15 protein-coding genes are annotated in these 22,494 nt (G+C 67.2%); 9 read left to right on the top strand and 6 right to left on the bottom strand.

Translation table 11 applies throughout. The features are described from left to right. Positions 1-35: 35 nt before the first annotated feature. Genes SBI20_RS12365 through thiD form a run of 3 tightly spaced genes read left to right on the top strand, consistent with a single transcriptional unit; the run spans position 36 to position 2,085 of the window. A complete protein-coding gene (locus SBI20_RS12365) occupies positions 36-584 on the top strand; it encodes a YdcF family protein (protein ID WP_317976130.1) in 549 nt (182 codons plus the stop codon). Positions 585-586: 2 nt separating this feature from the next. After that, complete coding sequence (locus tag SBI20_RS12360; RefSeq protein WP_317975307.1) at positions 587-1,333, top strand: lysophospholipid acyltransferase family protein; 747 nt, start codon at positions 587-589, stop codon at positions 1,331-1,333. Further along, entirely contained in the window at positions 1,330-2,085 is a 756-nt protein-coding gene (gene thiD / locus SBI20_RS12355) for a bifunctional hydroxymethylpyrimidine kinase/phosphomethylpyrimidine kinase (RefSeq protein WP_317975306.1), read from the top strand. Before SBI20_RS12360 ends, thiD begins: the two co-directional genes overlap by 4 nt. Before the next feature lie 58 nt (positions 2,086-2,143). Here thiD and SBI20_RS12350 read toward each other — a convergent pair whose 3' ends face one another. The 6 genes from SBI20_RS12350 to SBI20_RS12325 form a co-directional block, all read right to left on the bottom strand. After that, positions 2,144-3,076, bottom strand: coding sequence for an electron transfer flavoprotein subunit alpha/FixB family protein (locus SBI20_RS12350; protein WP_317976129.1), 933 nt, complete (start codon positions 3,074-3,076; stop codon positions 2,144-2,146). After that, positions 3,076-3,822, bottom strand: coding sequence for an electron transfer flavoprotein subunit beta/FixA family protein (locus SBI20_RS12345; protein ID WP_317975305.1), 747 nt, complete (start codon positions 3,820-3,822; stop codon positions 3,076-3,078). The genes SBI20_RS12350 and SBI20_RS12345 overlap by 1 nt, the downstream gene beginning before the upstream one ends. 119 nt (positions 3,823-3,941) lie before the next feature. Further along, positions 3,942-5,963 (bottom strand): acetyl-CoA carboxylase biotin carboxylase subunit, encoded by a 2,022-nt coding sequence (locus SBI20_RS12340; RefSeq protein ID WP_317975304.1) that lies wholly within the window; start codon positions 5,961-5,963, stop codon positions 3,942-3,944. Positions 5,964-5,975: 12 nt separating this feature from the next. Continuing rightward, positions 5,976-8,111: a methylmalonyl-CoA mutase gene (gene scpA, locus SBI20_RS12335; RefSeq protein WP_317975303.1), complete on the bottom strand. Its 2,136-nt coding sequence runs from the start codon at positions 8,109-8,111 to the stop codon at positions 5,976-5,978. Positions 8,112-8,252: 141 nt separating this feature from the next. Further along, positions 8,253-8,696 (bottom strand): methylmalonyl-CoA epimerase, encoded by a 444-nt coding sequence (gene mce, locus SBI20_RS12330; protein WP_317975302.1) that lies wholly within the window; start codon positions 8,694-8,696, stop codon positions 8,253-8,255. Positions 8,697-8,748: 52 nt separating this feature from the next. Next, positions 8,749-10,275: an acyl-CoA carboxylase subunit beta gene (locus SBI20_RS12325; RefSeq protein WP_317975301.1), complete on the bottom strand. Its 1,527-nt coding sequence runs from the start codon at positions 10,273-10,275 to the stop codon at positions 8,749-8,751. A gap of 137 nt (positions 10,276-10,412) precedes the next feature. Here SBI20_RS12325 and SBI20_RS12320 point away from each other — a divergent pair, with 137 nt between their 5' ends. From SBI20_RS12320 to bcsD, 6 genes are all read left to right on the top strand, one after another. Next, complete coding sequence (locus SBI20_RS12320) at positions 10,413-11,852, top strand: helix-turn-helix domain-containing protein (protein WP_317975300.1); 1,440 nt, start codon at positions 10,413-10,415, stop codon at positions 11,850-11,852. 245 nt (positions 11,853-12,097) lie between these two features. Next, entirely contained in the window at positions 12,098-12,592 is a 495-nt protein-coding gene (locus tag SBI20_RS12315) for a hypothetical protein (protein ID WP_317975299.1), read from the top strand. Further along, on the top strand, positions 12,592-13,422 hold the full coding sequence (locus tag SBI20_RS12310) for a cellulose synthase operon protein YhjQ/BcsQ (protein ID WP_317975298.1): 831 nt from the start codon (positions 12,592-12,594) through the stop codon (positions 13,420-13,422). Before SBI20_RS12315 ends, SBI20_RS12310 begins: the two co-directional genes overlap by 1 nt. Next, positions 13,419-17,891: a UDP-forming cellulose synthase catalytic subunit gene (gene bcsA / locus SBI20_RS12305; RefSeq protein ID WP_317975297.1), complete on the top strand. Its 4,473-nt coding sequence runs from the start codon at positions 13,419-13,421 to the stop codon at positions 17,889-17,891. The genes SBI20_RS12310 and bcsA overlap by 4 nt, the downstream gene beginning before the upstream one ends. A 46-nt stretch (positions 17,892-17,937) precedes the next feature. Beyond that, on the top strand, positions 17,938-21,942 hold the full coding sequence (locus tag SBI20_RS12300; protein WP_317975296.1) for a cellulose synthase subunit BcsC-related outer membrane protein: 4,005 nt from the start codon (positions 17,938-17,940) through the stop codon (positions 21,940-21,942). After that, positions 21,939-22,472: a cellulose biosynthesis protein BcsD gene (bcsD, locus tag SBI20_RS12295; protein WP_317975295.1), complete on the top strand. Its 534-nt coding sequence runs from the start codon at positions 21,939-21,941 to the stop codon at positions 22,470-22,472. The genes SBI20_RS12300 and bcsD overlap by 4 nt, the downstream gene beginning before the upstream one ends. The last annotated feature ends 22 nt before the right edge of the window (positions 22,473-22,494 follow it).

The raw sequence follows: 22,494 nt of genomic DNA, 5'->3' as shown, positions 1-22,494 counted from the left end.
AAAAACGCCGCTTCCGTTTCCGCAAGCCCGAGGGGCTGTTCCGCCGCATCGGCTCGGCGCTGCTGCTGGTGTGGATACTGGGCTTCCTGTGGTTCGCCTGGTTCCTGCCCCAGCCCGCGCCCGATGGCGCGCGCACACAGGGCATCGTCGTGCTGACCGGCGGGGGCGGGCGCATCCCGCGCGCACTGGCCATCCTGCGCGCCGACCATGCGACACGCCTGCTGGTCAGCGGGGTGGACCGTCAGGTCCGCCCCAGTGAATTTGCCGCGCAATACGATGTCGAACCCAGGCTGATGGCCTGCTGCATCACGCTCGGCTTCGATTCGGTCGATACCCGCTCCAACGCGCGCGAGGCGGCGGGCTGGATCGCGCAATACCATGTCCGCTCGGTGCGTCTGGTCACCACCGACTGGCACATGCGCCGCGCCGCCTTCGACCTGTGGGTCGCCACGCGCCGCAACCGGGCCTCTCCCGAACCGGCCATCGTGCGCGATGCGGTTCCCTCGCACCCCAGCCTCAAGATCCTGTTTCTGGAATACAACAAGCTGCTGGCCCGGATGGTGGCCTGGCTGACGGGATTGTAACCATGCAAGAAAGCAAGATGCCGCCCCCGGCGACCCCCATCCGCGACCGGCCCGCCACCCCCGGCGAAGTGCTGCGCAGCCTGGTCTTCTACCTGCTGTTCTACAGCTACACCGTGATCATGCTGCTGGTGCTGTCCGTTTCGCTGCGGCTGGCCCCGCGCAGCATCTTCCCGATGGTGCGCGGGTGGACATCGGCGCACCGCTGGCTGGTGCGCCATGTGCTGGGCATCCGGGTCGAAGTCGAAGGCCATCCGGTCGAAGGCCCCGCGCTCTATGCGCTGCGCCACGAAAGCTTCTTCGAGGCGATCGACCTTCCCGAACTGCTCTACCGCCCCAGCGTCTTTGCCAAGATGGAACTGATGCGCCTGCCGGTCTGGGGCAAGGGCGGCTGGGTCTACGGGCTGATCGGGGTGGAGCGCGACGCGGGCGCCAAGGCCCTGCGCTCGATGCTGTCCTATGCCCGTGCACGGCTGGCCGAAGGGCGCCCGCTGGCGATCTTCCCGGAAGGCACGCGCGTTCCCTCGGGCGAGCGCTATCCGCTGCAATCGGGCTTTGCCGGGCTCTACAAGCTGCTCGCCCTGCCGGTCGTGCCGGTTTCGGTCCACAGCGGGCCGCTCTACCACCGCACATGGAAGCGCCGCGGCACGATCCGCTACGTGATCGGCAAGCCGATCCCCCCCGGCCTCCCGCGCGAGGAAGTCGAGGCGCGGGTGCTGGATGTCATCGCCCCCCCGGCTACTCCCGCATGACCCATCCTGTCCCCCCTCGCGTGCTCTCCATCGCCGGCTCTGATTCGGGCGGCGGCGCGGGCATTCAGGCCGACATCAAGACGATCACCATGCTCGGCGGCTTCGCGATGACCGCGATCTGCGCGCTGACCGCCCAGAACACGCTGGGCGTCAGCGCGGTCGTGGCCATCGACCCGGCGATGGTCGCCTCCCAGATCGACGCCTGCGCGCAGGACATCGGCATCGACGCGATCAAGATCGGGATGCTCGGCTCACCCGCCATCGCCGAAGTCGTGGCCGACCGGATCGAAGCGCTCAAGGTTCCGGTCGTGTTCGATCCGGTGATGATCGCCACCAATGGCGCGGCGCTGGCCGACCCGGCCACGATTGCCGGGTTCGAACGCCTGATGGCGCTCGCCACGCTCACCACCCCCAATGTGCCCGAACTGGTCGCGCTGGGCGGCGACGAGGCGATGGCCGCGCGCGGGGTGGCCTATCTGGCCAAGGGCGGCGACGCGCATGGGCCGGTGGTCGAGGATCGGCTGGTCGTGCCCGGCGCTCCCGTGCGCCTGTGGCATTCGCCGCGCATCGAAACCCGCCATGCCCACGGCACCGGCTGCACGCTATCGAGCGCCATCGCCACCGAACTGGCGCGCGGGGCCGATCTCGAACAGTCCATCGAGCGCGCCCGCGCCTTCGTGCGCGCCGCGCTGCTGGCCGCGCCGGGCTTTGGCGCCGGAAATGGCCCGATGGGCCACCACGCGGTTCGCTAAGTTCTGGAGAAACAGGAAAAGGCGCGCGGGACGATAGCCCCCGCGCGCCTTCCCCGGATCAGAGCTTGCCCACCAGTTCGGGCACGGCCTCGAACAGGTCGGCGACAAGGCCCACGTCGGCGACCTGGAAGATCGGCGCGTCCTCATCCTTGTTGATGGCGACGATGATCTTGGAATCCTTCATCCCCGCCAGATGCTGGATCGCGCCGGAAATGCCCACCGCGATATAGGCTTCAGGCGCCACGATCTTGCCGGTCTGGCCGACCTGATAGTCGTTGGGAACATAGCCCGCGTCGACCGCCGCGCGGCTCGCGCCGATGGCTGCGCCCAGCTTGTCGGCCAGCGGGGTGATCGTCGCGGCGAAGGTTTCCGCATCCTTGAGCGCGCGGCCACCCGAGACGATGATCTTCGCGCTGGTCAGTTCGGGACGTTCGCTCTTGGCGATTTCGGAGCCCACGAAGCTCGACAGCCCCGCGTCGCCCGCGCCGCCCACGGCTTCGACAGCCGCCGAACCGCCGGTCGCGCCGGCCTTGTCGAAGGCGGTGGCACGCACGGTCACCACCAACTTGGCGTCGCTCGCCTCGACCGTGGCGATGGCATTGCCCGCATAGATCGGACGGGTGAAGGTCTTGGGACCCTCGACCGACAGGATTTCGGAGACTTGCGCCACATCGAGCAGCGCGGCCACGCGCGGGGCGATGTTCTTGCCGGTCGTCGTGGCCGGGGCCACGAACACGTCGTAACCGGCCATCAGGCCCACCACCAGCGGCGCGACGTTTTCGGGCAGCGCATGGGCATAGGCGGCGTCATCGGCCACCAGAACCTTGGCAACGCCCGCGATCTGCGCGGCAGCGGCGGCCACGGCATCGACGCCCTGCCCTGCCACCAGCGCGGTCACGGTGCCGATCTGCGCGGCGGCGGTCACGGTGTGAAGCGTCGCGTCCTTGACCGCGCCGCCTTCGTGTTCAACCCAGACGAGAGTATTGGTCATCATGCGACTCCCAGTTCCTTGAGCTTGGCCACAAGCGCGTCGACATCGGCGACCTTCACGCCCGCCGCGCGCACCGGCGGCTCGGCCACTTTCAGCGTCTTGAGACGCGGGGCCACATCGACACCCAGATCGGCCGGGGTCTTCGTCGCCAGCGGCTTGGACTTGGCCTTCATGATGTTGGGGAGCGAGGCATAGCGCGGCTCGTTCAGGCGCAAGTCGGCGGTCACCACGGCGGGCAGGGCCAGCTTGACCGTTTCAAGGCCGCCATCGATCTCGCGCTTGACGATCAGCGCATCGCCCTCGACCGCAATTTCATTGGCGAACGTGCCCTGCGGACGGCCCAGCAGCGCGGCGACCATCTGGCCGACCTGGTTGGCATCGTCGTCGATCGCCTGCTTGCCGGTGATGATCAGGCCCGGCTGTTCTTCATCCGCCACGGCCTTGACGATCTTGGCCACGCCCAGCGGCTCGACCTCGTCGTCGCTCTGCACCAGCACGGCGCGATCCGCGCCCATGGCCAGCGCCGTGCGCAGCGTGTCGGTCGCCTTGGCAGGCCCAACCGAAACCACCACCACTTCGCTCACCACGCCCTTTTCCTTCAGGCGAATGGCTTCCTCAACCGCGATCTCGTCGAACGGGTTCATGCTCATCTTGACGTTCGCAAGCTCGACACCCGTGCCATCCGCCTTCACACGCGGCTTCACGTTGTAGTCGATCACCCGCTTCACGCAGACCAGGGCTTTCATGTGTCCATGCCTTTCGTTGTTCGGCGGCCGGCCCCGAAAAGGACCGACCGCCGACCGGATCACGACAGGCTGTATTTCACGCTTACGTAAACGTCAACGTGTGGACCGGTGTCGGTCGATCATTCCATCTCCAGAATGACCGCGTCGACCGCAAGGCTCTCGCCCGCCTTGGCCTTCACCGTCTTCACCCGGCCCGCCTTCTGGGCGCGCAGGATGTTTTCCATCTTCATCGCCTCGACCACGGCGAGCGGCTGCCCGGCCTCGACCGCGTCGCCCTCGCCGACATGGAGCGCCACCAGCAGGCCCGGCATCGGGCAGATCAGGAAGCGCGAGAGATCGGGCGGGATCTTCTCGATCATGTGCTTGGCATAAGGCGCCACGTGGGCAGGCAGGACCTGCACCTTGTGGATCGCCCCGCGCGTGGTCAGCACGAAGCCGCTGCGCGTGGGTACGACCTTGACGCTCAGCACCACGCCATCAACCTCGGCCTCGACCAGACGGTCGCCGGGGGTATATTCGAGCGACAGGTCGAGCGCCGTGCCATCGACGGTCACTTCATCGGCGGTCAGCGCCACGTCGAACGTGGTCTTGTCGAAGGTGACAGCCCAGTGTGCCGGCGGACGCAGGCGGCGGCCCAGCTGGCCGTCGATGCGGCGTGCGCGGTCGGCCCGTGCCGTCGCCATGAACGCGGCGATCCCGGCCAGCGCGCGCTGGAGTTCGGGCGAAGCCGGAGCGCCATGGAAGCCCTCGGGATATTCCTCGGCGATGAAGCCGGTGGTCAGCTCGCCCGAGCGGAAGCGCGGGTGCTGCATGATCGCGCTCAGGAAGTCGATGTTGTGGCCCAGCCCGTCGAGCTGGAACGCATCGAGCGCGGCAACCTGCTTGTCGGCAGCCTCGTCGCGCGTCTCGCCCCAGGTGATCAGCTTGGCGATCATCGGATCGTAGAACATCGAGACTTCGCCGCCTTCATAGACGCCGTCGTCCACGCGCACGCCGTCGATCCCGCGACGGCCATGGGCCGCGCCATCGTCGGTCCAGCCCGCCACCGGCGGCTGATAGTGGACCAGACGCCCGGTCGAGGGCAGGAACCCGCGATAGGGGTCTTCGGCGTAGACGCGGTTTTCGATCGACCAGCCCTCGATCTTCACGTCGTCCTGCGTGAAGCCGAGCGGCTCGCCGGCAGCAACGCGGATCATCTGCTCGACAAGGTCGATCCCGGTGATCGCTTCGGTGACCGGGTGTTCGACCTGAAGGCGGGTGTTCATTTCGAGGAAGTAGAACGACTGGCCGGTCTTGTCGGCGCCCGAGACGATCAGTTCGACGGTGCCGGCCGAGAAATAGCCGACCGCGCGGGCGAGCGCGACGCACTGTTCGCCCATGGCCTTGCGCATTTCGGGGCTGACGAATGGCGAAGGCGCTTCTTCGACCACCTTCTGGTGGCGACGCTGGATCGAGCATTCACGCTCGTTCAGGTAGACGATGTTGCCGTGCTGGTCGCCCAGGATCTGGATTTCGATGTGGCGCGGGTTCTCGATGAACTTCTCGATGAACACGCGGTCGTCGCCGAACGAGTTCAACCCCTCGCGCTTGACGCTCTCGAAGCCCTCGCGCACGTCCTGCTCGCTGTAGGCCAGGCGCATGCCCTTGCCGCCGCCGCCAGCCGACGCCTTCATCATCACCGGATAGCCGATGTCGTTGGCGATGCGCACCGCGTGGTCGGTGTCGTCGATCTCGCCGACATAGCCGGGCACGACGTTGACGCCTGCGGTCTTGGCCAGCTTCTTGGATTCGATCTTGTCGCCCATCGCGGCAATCGCGCCGACGGGCGGCCCGATGAACGCGATGTTCTCTTCAGCCAGCGCCTGGGCAAAGCTGGTGCGTTCCGACAGGAAGCCATAGCCGGGGTGAACGGCCTCGGCGCCGGTCGCCTTGCAGGCCGCGATGATCTTTTCAGGGATCAGGTACGACTGTGCGGCAGGGGCCGGGCCGATATGCACGGCCTCGTCGGCCATGGCCACGAACGGGGCGCGGGCATCGGCATCGGAATAGACCGCCACCGTCTTGATGCCCATGGCACGCGCGGTCTTGATCACGCGGCAGGCGATTTCGCCGCGATTGGCGATCAGGATCTTCTTGAACATCGTTGCCTCTCCTCAGGCGTCAAGCGGTGGCATGTTGTGGCCGAGCAGGCGCAGCACGTCGGCGGCGCATTCGACCACGTTGGTGCCCGGGCCGTAAATGCCCTGGACCCCCGCTTCGCGCAGGAATTCATAATCTTGCGGCGGGATGACCCCCCCTGCAATAACCTTGATGTCACCCCGGCCAGCTTCGCGCAGGCGCGCGATCAGTTCGGGGATCAGGGTCTTGTGTCCGGCAGCCAGGCTGGAGGCGCCGATGGCGTCGACCCCCTTTTCGAGCGCGAGGGCGCAGGTTTCCGCCGGGGTCTGGAACAAGGGGCCCGAAGTCACGTCGAAGCCCATGTCGCCAAAGGCCGAAGCGATCACATTGGCCCCGCGGTCGTGACCGTCCTGACCCATCTTGGCCACCAGCAGACGCGGCGCGCGGCCCAGACGGCTGGTCACCGCCTCGACCCCGGCCAGCACCTGCGCATAGCGGGAATCATCCTTGTAGGCCGCGCCATAGACGCCCTTGACCGGGGTCGGCACGGTGCCATGGCGCCCGAACACGGCTTCCATGGCATCGGAAATCTCGCCCAGCGTGGCGCGATGGCGCGCGGCCTCGACGGCGAGGGCCAGAAGGTTGCCACCTTCCGTGGCCCCCTTGGTGATCGCGTCCAGCGCGGCGCGGCAGGCGGTCTCGTCGCGCGCGGCCCGCACGGCGGCGAGCCGGGCGATCTGCGCCTCGCGCACCGCGTGGTTGTCCACTTCGAGGGTCTCGATGCGGTCTTCCTGCGCAAGGCGATACTTGTTGACGCCGACGATCACGTCCTCGCCCCGGTCGACACGGGCCTGACGCGCAGCGGCGGCTTCCTCGATCATCGCCTTGGGCCAGCCGGCGGCAACCGCCTTGGCCATGCCGCCTTCGCCCTCGACCCGCTCGATGATCGCCCAGGCCTGATCGACCAGCTGCCCGGTCAGCGCCTCGATGTAGTACGAGCCGCCCAGCGGATCGACCACGTTGCACATGCCGGTCTCTTCCTGGATCACGATCTGCGTGTTGCGCGCGATACGGGCGGAAAAGTCGGTGGGCAGGGCAATCGCTTCGTCGAGCGCATTGGTGTGGAGCGACTGGGTGCCGCCCAGCATCGCGGCCATGGCCTCGATCGTGGTGCGGATGACGTTGTTGTAGGGGTCCTGCTCCTGCAACGACACGCCCGAGGTCTGGCAGTGGGTGCGCAGCATCTTCGAGCGTTCGTCCTTCGCGCCCAGCTGCGTCATCGCCCGGTGCCAGAGCACGCGCGCGGCGCGCAGCTTGGCCACTTCCATGAAGAAGTTCATGCCGATGGCGAAGAAGAACGACAGGCGTCCGGCGAACTTGTCGATGTCGAGGCCCGAGGCCATGCCGTACTTCACGTATTCCATGCCGTCGGCAATCGTGAAGGCCAGTTCCTGAACCTGCGTCGCGCCCGCTTCCTGCATGTGATAGCCGGAAATCGAGATCGAGTTGAACTTGGGCATGTTCGCGCTGGTATAGGCGAAGATGTCCGAGATGATCCGCATCGAGGGCTCGGGCGGATAGATGTAGGTGTTGCGCACCATGAATTCTTTGAGAATGTCGTTCTGGATGGTGCCATCCAGCTTCTCGGTGGGCACGCCCTGTTCCTGACCCGCGACGATGAAGAACGCCAGGATCGGGATCACCGCGCCGTTCATCGTCATCGAGACCGACATCTGGTCGAGCGGAATCCCGTCGAACAGGATCTTCATGTCCTCGACGCTGTCGATGGCCACGCCTGCCTTGCCCACGTCGCCCACCACGCGCGGGTGGTCGCTGTCATAGCCGCGATGGGTGGCAAGGTCGAAGGCGACCGACAGGCCCTTCTGCCCGGCCGCCAGATTGCGGCGGTAGAACGCGTTCGATTCCTCGGCGGTCGAGAAGCCCGCATACTGGCGGATCGTCCACGGACGCCCGGCATACATGCTCGCGCGCACGCCGCGCGTGAACGGGGCAAAGCCCGGAAGCCCCGGATCGTGGGTCACGTCCGCCTCGGTGTAGAGCGGCTTGACCGCAATCCCCTCGGGGGTGTGCCAGGTCAGATCCCGGCCCTTCACCTCGCGGGTGGCCAGCGCGGCCCAATCGTCGATTCCGGGCTTTTTCTCTTGTGTCATCAGGCCATCCTCAAGCCCCGCTCAGGAACACACCGAGGGGGACAAACTGGGTTGGAGAGGGGACAGTGGACCGAATATGCCCCCTCTCCAGATCATGCGCATGCGGGGGGTTAGGCACGCGCATAAGGCATCTTTAAGGTATCAATGGGCCCCGTCGTGGGCGGGCACTTCCATGATCTCGGTGAGCTGCCCGCCCATGTCGCGCGGGTGGACGAAGAAGATCATCGTGCCATGCGCCCCGATGCGCGGCTCGCCCAGCACACGCTTGCCCTGCGCCTCGAACCAGGCCTTGGCGGCATGGATGTCGGGCACTTCGAAGCAGACGTGATGCTGGCCGCCCAGCGGGTTCTTTTCCAGCCACTTGCCCACCGCGCTGTCAGGGGTGGTGGGCTCGATCAGCTCGATCTGGGTGCCCGCCGTGCCGCCCTCGCCGGGCGTATCGACGAAGGCCACGCGGACCTGCTGGCTTTCGAGCACGAAAGGCGTGGTGATGTGGGTTGCCCCCATCACATCGCGATAGAACGCGATCGAGGCATCGAGATCGGGCGTGGCCACGCCCACATGGTTCAAACGGCCCAGCTTCATGATGCGAAACTTTCCCTGGCAACCTTATCCTGAACGCTCCGGGCTCGAAAACTCAGAGCGGGATGTTGTCGTGCTTCTTCCACGGATTTTCGAGGCTCTTGCCACGCAGCTTGCGAAGTCCGAGCGCGATGCGACGGCGGGTCGAATGGGGGTGGATCACCTCGTCCACGAAGCCCTTGCTCGCCGCGACAAACGGGTTTGCAAAGCGGTCTTCGTATTCGCGGGTCTTTTCGGCCTGCTCTTCGCCCGAAAGCCCGCGGAAGATGATCTCGACCGCGCCCTTGGCACCCATCACCGCGATTTCGGCGGTCGGCCAGGCATAGTTGAGATCGCCGCGCAGGTGCTTGGAGGCCATGACGTCATAGGCGCCGCCATAGGCCTTGCGGGTGATCACGGTGATCTTGGGAACGGTCGCTTCGCCATAGGCGAACAGCAGCTTGGCGCCATGCTTGATGATGCCGTTGTGCTCCTGCGCGGTGCCGGGCAGGAAGCCGGGCACGTCGACGAACGTCAGGATCGGAATCTCGAAGGCATCGCAGAAACGCACGAAGCGCGCGGCCTTCTTCGACGAGGCAATGTCGAGCACGCCGGCCAGAACCATCGGCTGGTTGGCAACGATGCCCACCGTGCGGCCCTCGATGCGCCCGAAACCGCAGATGATGTTGGCGGCATGGCCCGGCTGGATTTCAAAGAAATCGCCTTCGTCCACGACCTTGGCGATCACCTCGTGCATGTCGTAAGGCTGCGTGGGCGAAGCCGGGATCAGCGTGTCGAGGCTTTCGTCGAGACGGTCCCACGGGTCCGAAGTCGGCTGCTCGGGCACGCCGGTACGGTTGGTGAGCGGCAGGAAATCAAAGAACTCGCGCGCGGCCAGCAGGGCCTCGACATCGTTTTCGAGCGCGAGGTCGGCCACCGAAGTCTTGGTCGAATGCGTGACCGCACCGCCCAGTTCTTCCTGGGTCACGATCTCGTTGGTCACCGTCTTGACCACGTCGGGCCCGGTGACGAACATGTAGCTGGAATCCTTCACCATGAAGATGAAGTCGGTCATCGCCGGAGAGTAGACCGCGCCGCCCGCGCAAGGCCCCATGATCAGCGAAAGCTGCGGCACCACGCCCGAGGCCAGCACGTTGCGCTGGAAGATCTCGGCATAGCCACCCAGCGAGGCAACGCCTTCCTGGATGCGTGCGCCGCCCGAATCGTTGAGGCCGATCACCGGCGCGCCAACCTTGAGCGCCATGTCCATGATCTTGCAGATCTTCATCGCGTGGCGCTCGGAAACGGCGCCACCAAAGACGGTGAAGTCCTGCGAGAAGACGAAAACCAGACGGCCATTGATGGTGCCCGAGCCGGTCACCACGCCATCACCCGGAATGGTGGTTTCGGGCATACCGAAATCGACACAATTATGCTCGACATAGGCATCGATTTCTTCGAAGCTGCCCTCGTCGAGCAGAACATCGAGCCTTTCACGCGCCGTCAGCTTGCCCTTGGCATGCTGCGCGTCGATCCGCCGCTGGCCGCCGCCAAGGCGCGCCGCTGCGCGCCGCCGCTCCATTTCGGCAATGTTCGCTGACACCCCGCATCTCCCGCTTTGCAAGTTTGCTAATTATGGTTCGCGATGCACCGCCCGCCCGGTGCTGTCCAATGTTAATCTGCAAAGTTGCGAAGCCCTGCTTTGCAAAGCCGGTGCCTCGTGATAGCCCTTGGCCGGTCATGGCTCGCCACCCCCTCTTTGCCGGAAAGGCACTGCGCGCCCTGCGCACCCGCCGCGCCCTGCGTCAGGCCGATATGGCCCAGGCGCTGGGCATCAGCGCCTCCTACCTCTCGCAACTGGAGAACGACGAACGTCCGCTCACTGCCGGACTCGTCGATGCCCTGGGCGCCACGTTCCCGGTCGACTGGGCCGATCTGGCCCCTCCGGCGGCCGACGAACTGGCCGAGGCCCTGCGCGCGGCGCTGGCCGACCCGCATCTGGCGGCCTCCAACCCCTCGGCCCCACACGCATTGACCGGCCCGCCAAGCGAGCAGATCGAGCGCCTTGCCCGCCAGTTCCCCGATCTGGCCCGTCAGGTCGTCCAGCTCCACGGCCTCTATACCCAGACCCGCCACCGCCTCGACATGATGGACGACACCATCGGCGCCAGCCTGGCCGCAGGCGGACGCCTGCCGTGGGAGGAAGCACGCGACTGGTTCCACCAGGCCAACAACTATGTCGACACGATCGATCGCGGGGCCGAGGAACTCGCCGCGCGGATCGGCGGGGGTGAACCCTCGCCCGACATCGCGCAAATGCAGCACTGGCTTTCGGGGGAAGGCGTCTCGGTGGTCTGGCGCGGGGGCGGCCCCGTGCGCCGCTACGACCCGGAACGCCGCGTGCTCACGCTCGATTCCATCCAGCCACTTGAATCGAGCCGGTTCCAGCTGGCCTATCAGGTCTGCGTGACGGCGCTAGCCGACGAGATCGCCTCCATCGTCGATGCCGCCCCCTTGCGTTCGGAGGCCGCGCGCCATCTGCTTGCGGTCGGGCTCGGCAACTATGCGGCTGGCGCGCTCACGATGCCCTACGAGGCTTTCCGACAGGCCGCGCGCGCGCTGCGCCACGACGTGGACCGCTTGCGCCAGCCGTTCCACACCAGCTTCGAGCAGACCTGCCACCGCCTCTCGACCCTGCAACGCCCACAGGCGCGCGGCATTCCGGTGTTCTTCTACCGCGTTGACATGGCCGGCAACGTGACCAAGCGCCATTCGGCCACCCGGCTCCAGTTTGGCCGCTATGGCGGGGCCTGCCCGTTGTGGATCGTCCACGAGGCCGTCGCCATCCCCGACCGCATCCATGTCCAGCTCGCCGAAATGCCCGACAAGGTGCGCTATGTCTCGATTGCCAAGGGACTCGTGAAGCCTTCGGGCTCCTACTACCGCCCGCCGCGCCGCTATGCAGTGGCGCTGGGCTGCGAGGCGGCGCTGGCGAGCGAATTCGTCTATGCCGACGGCCTCAACCTGACGAGCGAGGATGCCGTGGCGCGGATCGGCGCCTCGTGCCGGACCTGCCCGCGCGACACCTGCGACCAGCGCGCGTTTCCGCCCAGCGACAAGGCCATCCGCGTCGACCCGGCCGAACGCGACCGGGTGCCCTACCGGATCGTGGCAGACTGAGCCCCGCCCGCGCGCCCCACTCTCCCCCACTCTCCCCCACGCTCCCGGTCGACTCGATTCTCCGCCACGACCGGGAGCTGAAGATTCAGGACCGGCCCTCTGATCCGGCGTAAAGGGTCCAAAATGGGCTTTTGCGCCCGGATTCCCCAAAAACAGGGCCTTTTTGAGCGCCCGAGGGCCGTCCGTTAGGCTTTGTTAACCATTGTCTGCAACGTCTGCTGGTACGAATACTAAGGGGTAGGGCTATGCGGGCAGATGCAAAGGTCTTGTTGGAGCGGCTGGGCAGGAGCGACTTTCGCTATCGCGAATTCGTCGACCGCTTTGCCGAACTGGAAAGCTGGCCGATCTTTGAAGCCCTGCTCAAGGATCCGCGCATCATGCCCCAGAGCGAGGCCGCAGCCATCGAGGCCGCCGAGCCGGGCGACAGCGAACGCCAGCCCGCGCCGCGCGCGCAGGCACGCCCTGTCGAGCCCGAACAGCCCCGGCCCGCCACGCCGCCCCACGCCGCAGCCCTGCACCATGCGCCCCCGCCTGCCCCCGCTCCGGCGCAAGAGCCCGTGCCCCCGGTCGACATGCCCGCCGCCATCCCGCTGGTGACCTCCACCCATGCCCAGGGCGGCGCCCCGTCCGCCCGGCAACCCGACAGCCTGTTTGGCCGCTATGGCCGCCCCGAACGCGCGCAGAACATCCGCTCGCTGCTGCAACGCCTGTCCGATGCCGTCGAAGGGGGAGACGTCTGATGGCCCTGATCCTGTTCCACAGCCCGCGCGGCGGCACCGGCACCTCGTTTCTGGCGGCGACCACCGCCATCGCGCTCTCGCGGGCCGGCCACGACGTGACCGCGCTCGATTTCGCGCGCAACGGCACGCTCAAGCTGCACTTCGGCCTCGGGCCGGGCGACAGCCTGCCGCGCCTCGATGCGCCGGTCGAGGAGACCGCCAGCGCCTCGGCGCAGGGCGTCGCGCTGCGCCGGGCCTGGGAGATGAGCCTCCAGCCCGATTTCGCGCAGGGCTTGGCCAATGGCGACTTCGGCTTTGGTGGCGACTCGATCTTCGTGGCCGACATTCCCTCGGACAATCACGAACTGCGCGACCTGCTGATGCCCTATGCGGCCTTCGAGATCTGCCCGCTCACGGCCACCGCCGAATGCCTGATGATGCTGCCGGGCGCTTCGAGCGCGGGCATCGCCAAGACCTGGTTCGTGCTCTCGATGATCGAGGACACCCGCCGCTTTGCCCGTCACACTGCCGGGTTCCTGCGCGAACTGCTCGGGGACCGGCTGATCGGTCAGGTGCGCCGCGATGAATCGGTGATCGAGGCGGGCGCCATGGTCCAGACGCTGGGCCGCTATGCCCCGCACAGCGCGGCCCTGGCCGATACCATCAAGCTGGGCGCCCAGGTCGCCGAACTGCTGGCCGAAACCTGGGGCGACGACGACGATGGCGGCGATGGCGACCACCGCGACACGGAAACCGACGAGGACGCCGGCTTTTCCGACGCGCCTCTGGCCGCCCCGGCCAAGGCCGGCATGACCTCGGCCCTCAACACCGGAAAGACCCGCGCGGCATGATCGCCCTGCTCCGCAACCCCGCCAATCTGGTGCGTCTGGCCACCTTCATGGTGCTGGGCCTGACCGCGATCGTGGTGATCGGCGTTCCGCTCGACATCAAGCAGCAGTGGACGCTGGCAGCCGGGACGATCGTGGGCATGGCGGTGCTCTCGCGCTGGAAATCGCGCAAGGGGGCGATCGCCATCGGCATTCTGGCGATCATCACCTCGACCCGCTACATCTTCTGGCGCACGACCCAGACGCTGGCCTTCGGCACCCCGCTCGAAGCCCTGTTCGGCACCGGGCTCTATCTGGCCGAACTCTATGCCTGGGTGCTCATGCTGCTCGGCTTCCTCCAGACCTCCTGGCCGCTCGAACGCCCGGTGGTGGAGATCGAGGGCGAGCCCGACACCTGGCCCACGGTCGATGTCTACGTGCCGACCTACAACGAGAGCCTCGACATCGTGCGCAACACCGTGTTCGCCGCGATGGACATGGATTACCCGCACGACCGCTACCGGGTCTTCATTCTCGACGATGGTCGCCGCCCCGAATTCCGCGCCTTCGCGCGCGAGGCGGGCTGCGGCTACATCACCCGCGACAACAACCTGCACGCCAAGGCGGGCAACCTGAACGCGGCGATGAAGAAGACCGATGGCGAACTGATCGCGATCTTCGACTGCGACCACGTGCCCACCCGCGCCTTCCTCCAGCTGACGGTCGCCTGGTTCCAGAAGGAAGAGAAGCTGGCGCTGATCCAGACGCCGCACTTCTTCTATTCGCCCGACCCGGTGCAGCGCAATCTGGCCGTCGCCAAGAACATGCCGGGCGAAGGCGACCTGTTCTATGGCCCGGTGCAGGGCGGCAACGACTTGTGGAACGCCACCTTCTTCTGCGGTTCGTGCGCGGTCATCCGCCGCGAGGCGCTGATGCAGACCAACGGCTTTGCCGGTGAAACGGTGACCGAGGACGCCCACACCGCGCTCAAGCTCCAGCGCATGGGCTGGGACACCGCCTATATCAGCGCGCGCCTGTCGGCGGGTCTGGCGACCGAACGCCTCGTGCTCCACATCGGCCAGCGCATCCGCTGGGCGCGCGGGATGACGCAGATCCTGCGCATCGACACCCCGCTGTTCCGCCCCGGCCTCAAGTGGCAGCAGCGCCTGTGCTACCTCAATGCGATGATCAGCTTCCAGTTTCCGCTGCCGCGGATCTGCTTCCTGACCAGCCCGCTGGCCTACCTGATCTTCGGCCAGAACATCATCGCGGCTTCCGCCTCGCTGATCTTCTCCTATGCCGCGCCCCACCTGTTCTGCTCGCAGGTCACCAGCCAGCGCTCGCAGGCGGGCGAACGCCGCCCGTTCTGGGGGGAAATCTACGAGACGATCCTGGCCTTCCACCTTGTCGCGCCCACGGTCATGACCTGGTTCAACCCGCGCAAGGGCAAGTTCAACGTGACCGACAAGGGCGACCTGCTCGACCGCACGTTCTTCGACTGGGCGATCGTCAAGCCGCACCTGATCTGCATCGGCCTGATCGTGTTCGGGATCGTGCTGGGCGTGGGCAAGCGCGTGTTCTTCCCGCACCTGTTCAATGTTCAGCTCGACACGCTGGCCCTGAACGTGAGCTGGGCGCTGTTCAGCCTCGCGATCCTGATCGGGGCCGTCTCGGTCGCCCGCGAGACCCGCCAGGCCCGCCAGACCATCCGCGTCAACGCCGAACTGCCGGTGGCCGTCCACTATTCCTCGGGCCATGTCGTCGACGGCACGACCATCGACATCTCGATGGGCGGCGCGGCCATCCAGCTGCCCGCCGAACTGCCGGTGGGCGACGCGAAGGTGACCGACATCGTGCTGGCGATGGGCGATGACCGTCTGGCCATCCCGGTCGACACCATCCGTCTGGCCCATGGCCGCGCCTATGTGCGCTATCGTCCACTTGACACATTGGGCCAGCGTCGGCTTGTTCGCGCCGTTTTGGGGCGCGCAGACGCCTGGCAACGGTCTGCGCCTCCGCCGATCGTGCCCGGCCTGCGTTCGTTGAGGGATATTCTGGTGGTCGACGGGGTGACGATCAAGCGCATGCTGCTGCTCAATTTTGCCGAGCGCAAGCATATGCGCGACGAACAGCGCCGCGCCGCCGAAGTGGCCCGAATCGCCGCCCGCGCCGCCGAGGAAGACGCCAGGGCCAAGGCCGCCGAAGCCAAGAAGGACAAGAAGCGCAAGAAGCGCGAAGCCCTCGCCGCCGCTGCCGCGCTGCTGGTCACCCTGCCGATGGTCGGCGCGATGTTCGCGCCCGGCCGGGCACAGGCCGCCCCGCTGGCAACCTCTTTGGCCGCCCCTGCCTCCACCAATGCGGCCACATCGGGCGGAGGCGTCGTTCGCGAACGGCTGACCTTCAAGGACCTGCGCATCCGCAACGCGGTGCGCCTGCAAGGCACCCACGGGGAAATCTCGATCCCCTTCGGCGTGCGCAAGAACCAGGTCGTCACGCAGGCGACGATCACGCTGCAACTGGCCTGGTCGCCCGCCCTGCTGGGCGACATGTCGCAACTGGTCGTGCTGGTGAACGGGGAAACCGTCCAGACGGTGGCGCTGCGCCCGCAGGATTCGGGCGGGCAGCTCCTGACCCTTCAGGTCAACCCGGCCCTGTTCCTGCCCGGCGACAACCAGCTCAACCTGCGCCTGATCGGCCACTATGCCCGCGATTGCGAAGACCCGTTCAACTCGGTGCTCTGGGCCAATATCAGCAATACCCGCTCGTTTCTCGACCTGACCTTGCAGGACCTGCCCGGCGCGCCCGACCTCTCGCACCTGCCCGGCCCGTTCTTCGACCGCGCCGACAACACCGCGCTCAAGATCCCCTTCGTCTTTGCCGGACAGCCCCACCACGGCGAGCTTGAGGCCGCCGCCTCGGTCGCCAGCTGGCTGGGCAGCATGGCCAGCTACCGCGGCTTCTCGTTCCAGCCGCTCTATGGCCAGCTTCCTGCGGGCAACGCCATCGTCTTCCTCAAGGGGGGGCAGAGCCTTGCCGGCGTCGACATTCCGGTGACCGGCGCTTCGGCGGCGGTGATCCGCAATCCGCGCGATCCGTTCAGCACGCTGCTGGTGATCATGGGCCGCGACGATGCCGAACTGCGCGTGGCCGCCGCCTCGATCTCGTCGGGCCGGGGCGTGTTCGGCGGCGCCCGGATGAGCTTCGATGGCGCCCGCGTGCCCAGCTATCCGCGCTATGGCGCGCCGCGCTGGATCACCACCGATCACCCGGTCAAGCTGGGCGAGATCACCGAGCCTTATGCCCTTCAGGGCATGGGCCTGCCGCCCGGCCCGCTGACCGCGCGCTTCCGCGTGGCGCCCGACCTGTTCTTCTGGCCGCGCCAGGGGGGCACGCTCAACCTCACCTATCGCTATCCGCTGGCCAAGTGGATGGACCGCAAGGCCTCGCGCCTCGACATCTCGATCAACAGCCAGTTCCTCAAGACCCTGCCGCTGGCGGGAAGCTGGTGGAGCAACTGGTTCGGCACGTCCGGGGCCAAGAGCTTCGACGGCACCGCCAGCCTGACCCTGCCGCGCTACAACCTGTTCGGCCAGAACGAGCTGGTCTTCGACTACAACCTGATCGTGGCCGACAAGCAGAAGTGCACGGGCTCCCTGCCCGACAACGTGCGCGTCTCGGTCGATTCCAATTCGACCATCGACCTCAGCCACGCCTACCACGCGCTCGAAATGCCCGATCTGGCGACGTTCGCGGGCGCGGGCTATCCGTTCACGATCCGCCCCGATCTGGGCGAGACGACCGTGCTGATGAGCCGCAACCCGACCCCGGCCTCGGTCGAGGCCTTCCTCGACCTGATGGGCCGCTTTGGCGACAGCACGGGGGTTGCCGCCACCGGGGTCACCGTGGCCGAGGGGATCGATCCTGATCGCCTGTCGGGCCAGGACATTCTGGTGATCGGCAGTTCGGCCATGGCCGGGGCGGGCGCGGTCTTCGCCAATGCGCCGGTGCACTGGGACGGCCACACCCTCAAGGTCGCGCAGAAGAGCCCGCTGCAATATGTGACCGCCCTGTTCGGTGATCGCGGGCTCACCAACGAGGCCGAAGTCGAGCCGATGATCCATGCCGCGCGCGGCTTTTCCGGGATCGTCAGCTTCCAGTCGCCGTTCGCCTCCGACCGCACGGTCGTTGCGCTGATCGCCGACGATGCCGCCGACCTGCCCGCGCTGGTCGATGGCATGGCCGACGCCAAGATCAACGCGCAGATCCAGGGCGACATGTCGGTGACGACGGGCGATGGCATGTCGAGCTTTGCCCTGGGTTCGACCTATTGGGTGGGCAGCCTGCCCATCTGGATGAAACTTGCCTTCTGGTTCAGCCAACGCCCCTTGCTCATGGCGTTCGGTACGCTCATTCTGGCACTGGGGCTGACTGGTCCTGTCTATGCCTACTTCCGTCGCCAGGCTCGCCTGCGTCTGGCTTCCAAGGATGAATGAGATGTCCTGCGCGCCTACCGATTTCCGACGTGCTGCCCTGAGGGCCTTGCTGGCATCCCCGGCACTCCTGACCGTTCCCGACGTGGCCTTCGCCGAAGTGCCCGGCGTCAAGGAACTGGTCGCGCAAGGGCTCTACTGGAAATCGAAGGGCCGTCAGGATCTGGCCGAACAGGCGCTGCGCCGGGCGCTCGCCCTAGATCCGGGCAATGCCCAGGCGCGTCAGGCCCTTCACGGCGGGGGCAGCACGCCTGCGCCCGCTCCGGCCCGCACCAATCCGCCCGCTCACCCGGCTGGCCAGGCCCTCGCCACCAAGGCCGCGCCCAAGCGCGCGGCGGAACCTGCACGCAGCGCGCGCGCGGAACGCCCCGCCGCGAAGGCACCGGCCAATTCCGCAGCCCGCCAGCGCGCCGCCGATACGGCAGGCAAGCAGCGCATGGCCGGCTTCGACGCGCTCGACGACAACAACCTCGATGCGGCCGCCACCCGTTTCCAGCGCGCGCTGGCCACCAACCGCAACGATGGCGATGCGCTGGGCGGGCTGGGCATCGTGCGCCTGCGGCAGAGCCGCTTTGCCGAAGCCCGCGACCTGCTCGAACAGGCCTCGCGCCAGCCCAATCCCGCGCGCTGGGCCCAGGCGCTGGGCACGGCCCGGTTCTATGCCGGCATGGACGAGGCCCGCGCCCTGCTCGCCCGTGGCCAGACCGCCCAGGCCCAGTCCGCCGCCGAGGCGCTCGCCCGTTCGGGCTTTTCCCAGCCTGCCCCCGCCTTCGAACTGCTGGCCGACATCTACGAACGGCAGGGCCGCTATGCCGATGCCGCCGATTTCTATCGGCAGGCCAGCGAACTGGGCGGTTCGCAGAGCGACCAGCGCCTGCAAAGCCGCGCCGCCCGTGGCCGCGCGATGGCCGCCGCCGCGCGTGGCGACGACGTGACCGCCGAACAGGAATTTCAGGGCGGGCTGACCCTCGACCCCAACGATCCGTGGATCCGCTACGAATTTGCGCGGTTCCTGATCCGCCATGGCCGCAGCGTCGAGGCCGAATCGCTGATCGCCTCGCTCTCGCGGTCGAGCGATCCCGACGGCCTCTATGCCGCCGCGCTGATCAATGCCGACCTGAACCGCAACGCCGCAGCCGAATCGCTGATCGACCGCATCCCCGACAGCCAGCGCACCCCCGCGATGCGCAATTTCGTGCTGGGCGTGAAGACCGATGCGGCCATCGAACGGGCCAAGGCCATGGCCGCCGCAGGCCAGCGGACGCAGGCCGTCTCGGCGCTGCGCCAGCTGGGCGGGCTCAAGACCCTGCCCGCCGCGCGCCGTGCCGCCATTGCCAGCGCCCTCTACGATCTGGGCGATGGCGCAGGCGCCAGCCAGTTCGCGCAAGCGGCGATGAGCGGCGATATCGCCGATCTGGAAGGCTATGACGCGGTCGTGCGCGTGCTGGCCAAGACCGGGCGCGACGATCTGGCCCGCGCCGCGCTGCAACGCGCGTCGAGCCTGGGCAACACCTCGCCCGAAGGCCAGCGCACGCTGGCGCGCATGGCCGCCGGGCTTTCGGTCAACCAGGCCGACCGCCTGCGCCTTGCCGGCCAGTTCGCCCAGGCTTTCGACGTGCTGCGCGCAGCCTGGAACGCGGCGCCCGACAATCTCGAAGTGATCAGCGCGCTGGCCCGGCTCTATCAATCGGGCGGAATGTCGGCACGGGCCGCGCAGACCTACCAGATCGTGCTCACGCGCGACGGACGCAACCGCGACGCCCTGCTCGGCCTCGCCCAGACCGCGCAGGCCGCAGGCGACCGCGCCTTGTCGGAAAGCGCGCAGCAACAGGCGCTCGCCGCCTTCCCCCAGGATTATCAGGTCCGCATGACGCTGGCCCAGGTGGCCCAGTCGCGCGGAGACCGCAGCGGCGCGGTGCGTCTGCTCAAGGAAGCACGCGCGCTCTATTCCCGCCAATCGGGCAGCAACGGCATCGATGCCTTTGGCGGCAATCCCTTCTCGGGCGACCCGACGGGCATGGGCACAGGCAATCCGTTCCGCGACCGGGCCGTGGCCCAGCCGCAACCGGTGCTCAATCCTTTTTCACTGGGCAACGGCACGCGTCTTCCGACCGCCAACGCACCTGTCGCACAACCCCAAGCCATGTCTTCCGGTTACGGAGCGCCGGGCAGCTATGGCGCCCCCGCATATGGTTCACCGGGTTACGGTACTCCGGCCTATGGTGCACCAGCCTATGGCACGCAGGCCTATGCCGCGCCGACCTATGGGGCCGCCCCATCACCTTACGGAGCGGCCAACACTGGAAATACCCAGTACGGCAACACCCAACAATATGGGAATACCCCGTACGGGGCCGCACCGGGTGCCGCTGCGCCTGCGAGCAGGCAGGCCTCGCGCCCGCAGCCGATGGCCTATGCGACCGGGAATGCGCCCGACACGGGCTTTGCCGATGCAGGCGGCTTCGCCCCTGCCGCCGCGCCGCGTGCCGCGCTGGCCAATGCCCCGGTTCCCGCTTTCGGTCGCGAACCGGCCGCCTCCTTTACCCGGACCGCCTACGACACCCCGGCCCAGCCGCAGGATGGCTATGCCCCGGGCGGTTATACGCAGGCCGACTATCCCCAGAACGTCCCCCAGCAGAACGCGTACCCGCAGGCGCCCTACCCCCAAACGGCCTATCCCCAGAACACTTACCCTCAGGCCGCTTACCCGCAGGGTGCCTATCCCCAGGGTGCCTATCCGCAGGGTGCTTACCCTCAGGGCACTTATGCCCAGAATGCGCAGCCCTACGCTGCGCCCTATCCCGCCCAACAGCCCTACGAAGGCCAGCCCTTCGCGCCATCGCCTTTCGATGCGAACGGGGGCGGCTCCCAGATGGCTGAAGGTCCACTCGACCCGGTCATGGCCAGCATCGAAAACGACATCGCCAAGCTCACCGCGCAAAGCGGGCCGCGTGTCGACCTCTCGACCTCCTACCGCGAGCGTCAGGGCGAAACCGGGCTTTCGCAACTGCGCGACATGCGCGGCACCGCCGAAATCTCGACCGGCCTGTTTGGCGGGCGTGTCCATGCCCGCGCCGAAGCCGTGGTCATCGATGCGGGCCGTCCGACCGGATCGGCCCTCGCCCGCTTCGGCACCAACGCCACGCCCGAGGCGCAAGGCATCGTCAACAAGCAGGTTTCACTGCTGAAACAGGCCGAAACCCAGCACAAGTCGGGCGTCGCGGTGAGCGCGGGCTATGACGACCAGACCCTCCATGTCGACGTGGGCAGCACGCCGATCAACATGGGCCGCACGACCGTCTCGTTCCACGCCGGGGTCACGCCCTCGCTGGGTGGCGGGGTTCAGGCCCAGGCCTGGGTCGAGCGCCGCCCGGTGACCGACAGCATCATCTCTTTCGCGGGCACGCGCGATCCGGTCTCGGGGCTGACCTGGGGGCAGGTGATGCGTCTGGGCGGGGGCGGCGGCCTGTCAATCGACCGCAACGGCAGCGGGGCCTATGGCAGCGTGGCCTACAACACCTATCGCGGCACCCGCGTGGCCCACAACAGCGGGATCGAGGCCAATGTCGGGGGCTACCTGCGCGTGATGCAGACCGAGCACTCGCACCTGAGCACCGGCATCAACGTCAACTATCAGGCCTACGACAACCCGCAGAACTACTTCACCTATGGCCATGGCGGGTACTTCAGCCCGCAAAGCTTCCTGTCGGTCAGCTTCCCGGTCCGCTACGAACTGGACAAGGGCAAGCTCACGGTCAAGGCCGCAGCCACCCCCGGCTACCAGAGCTACAACCAGGACGAGGTCGCCCTCTATCCGATCGATGCGAACCGCCAGTCCACGCTCGACGGGCTCAAGGCCATCAACAGCGATGTGCGCGCCCGCTACGACAGCCTGAGCAAGACCGGCTTCGCCCTCTCGGCCGAAGGGTCGCTCTACTATCAGGTCAGCCCGTCCACCCGCATCGGGGGCGAGGCCAGCTACAACACGTTTGGCAGCTATGACGAAATCCGCTCGACCATCGGCATTCGCCAGAGTCTGGGAGCAAGCAAATGATGTTCGATGATCCGATTGCGCCCCGCCCGTCCGGCTCGCTGCGTTTCAGCACGCAGGCAGGGGGCCTGAACGGTTCGGGGAACGGTTCGGCAAGTGCTTCGGGCGGCGCAACCGATGCCGCCACGGGGGCCAGCTTTCTGGTTGCCATGATCGCCCGCGAACTGGCCAGCGCGGCCACCCCGGACCAGCACCACGGCTTCTTCACCGCTGTCGGGCGCCGGATCGCGGCGGTCGTCGCGCTCGGCGATGTGGAAGACCTGGGCACGATGACCACGCGCATCAACGCGCTGTGGGCGGCGCTCGGCTGGGGCAGCGCGGTGGTCACGGTCGAGGATAGCGCGATCCTCGTGCGCCACGACGGCCTCTATCCCGAAAGCGATGCCCAGATGGCCGATCCCTGGCGCACGCTGCTGCCGCCCTTGATGGAAGGCACCTACGACACCTGGTTCCGCATGATGGGCAGCGGGCAGAGCCTGACCACGACCGCCCACTGGAAGGGGCATACGCTCGAAATCCGGCATGGGCGATAACGTGAAAATCGATTCTACAGTG

This window comes from Novosphingobium sp. IK01, assembly GCF_033242265.1.
In the GTDB taxonomy this organism is placed as follows: Bacteria; Pseudomonadota; Alphaproteobacteria; order Sphingomonadales; family Sphingomonadaceae; genus Novosphingobium; species Novosphingobium pituita.
This window is presented reverse-complemented; position numbering and strand designations above follow the sequence as displayed.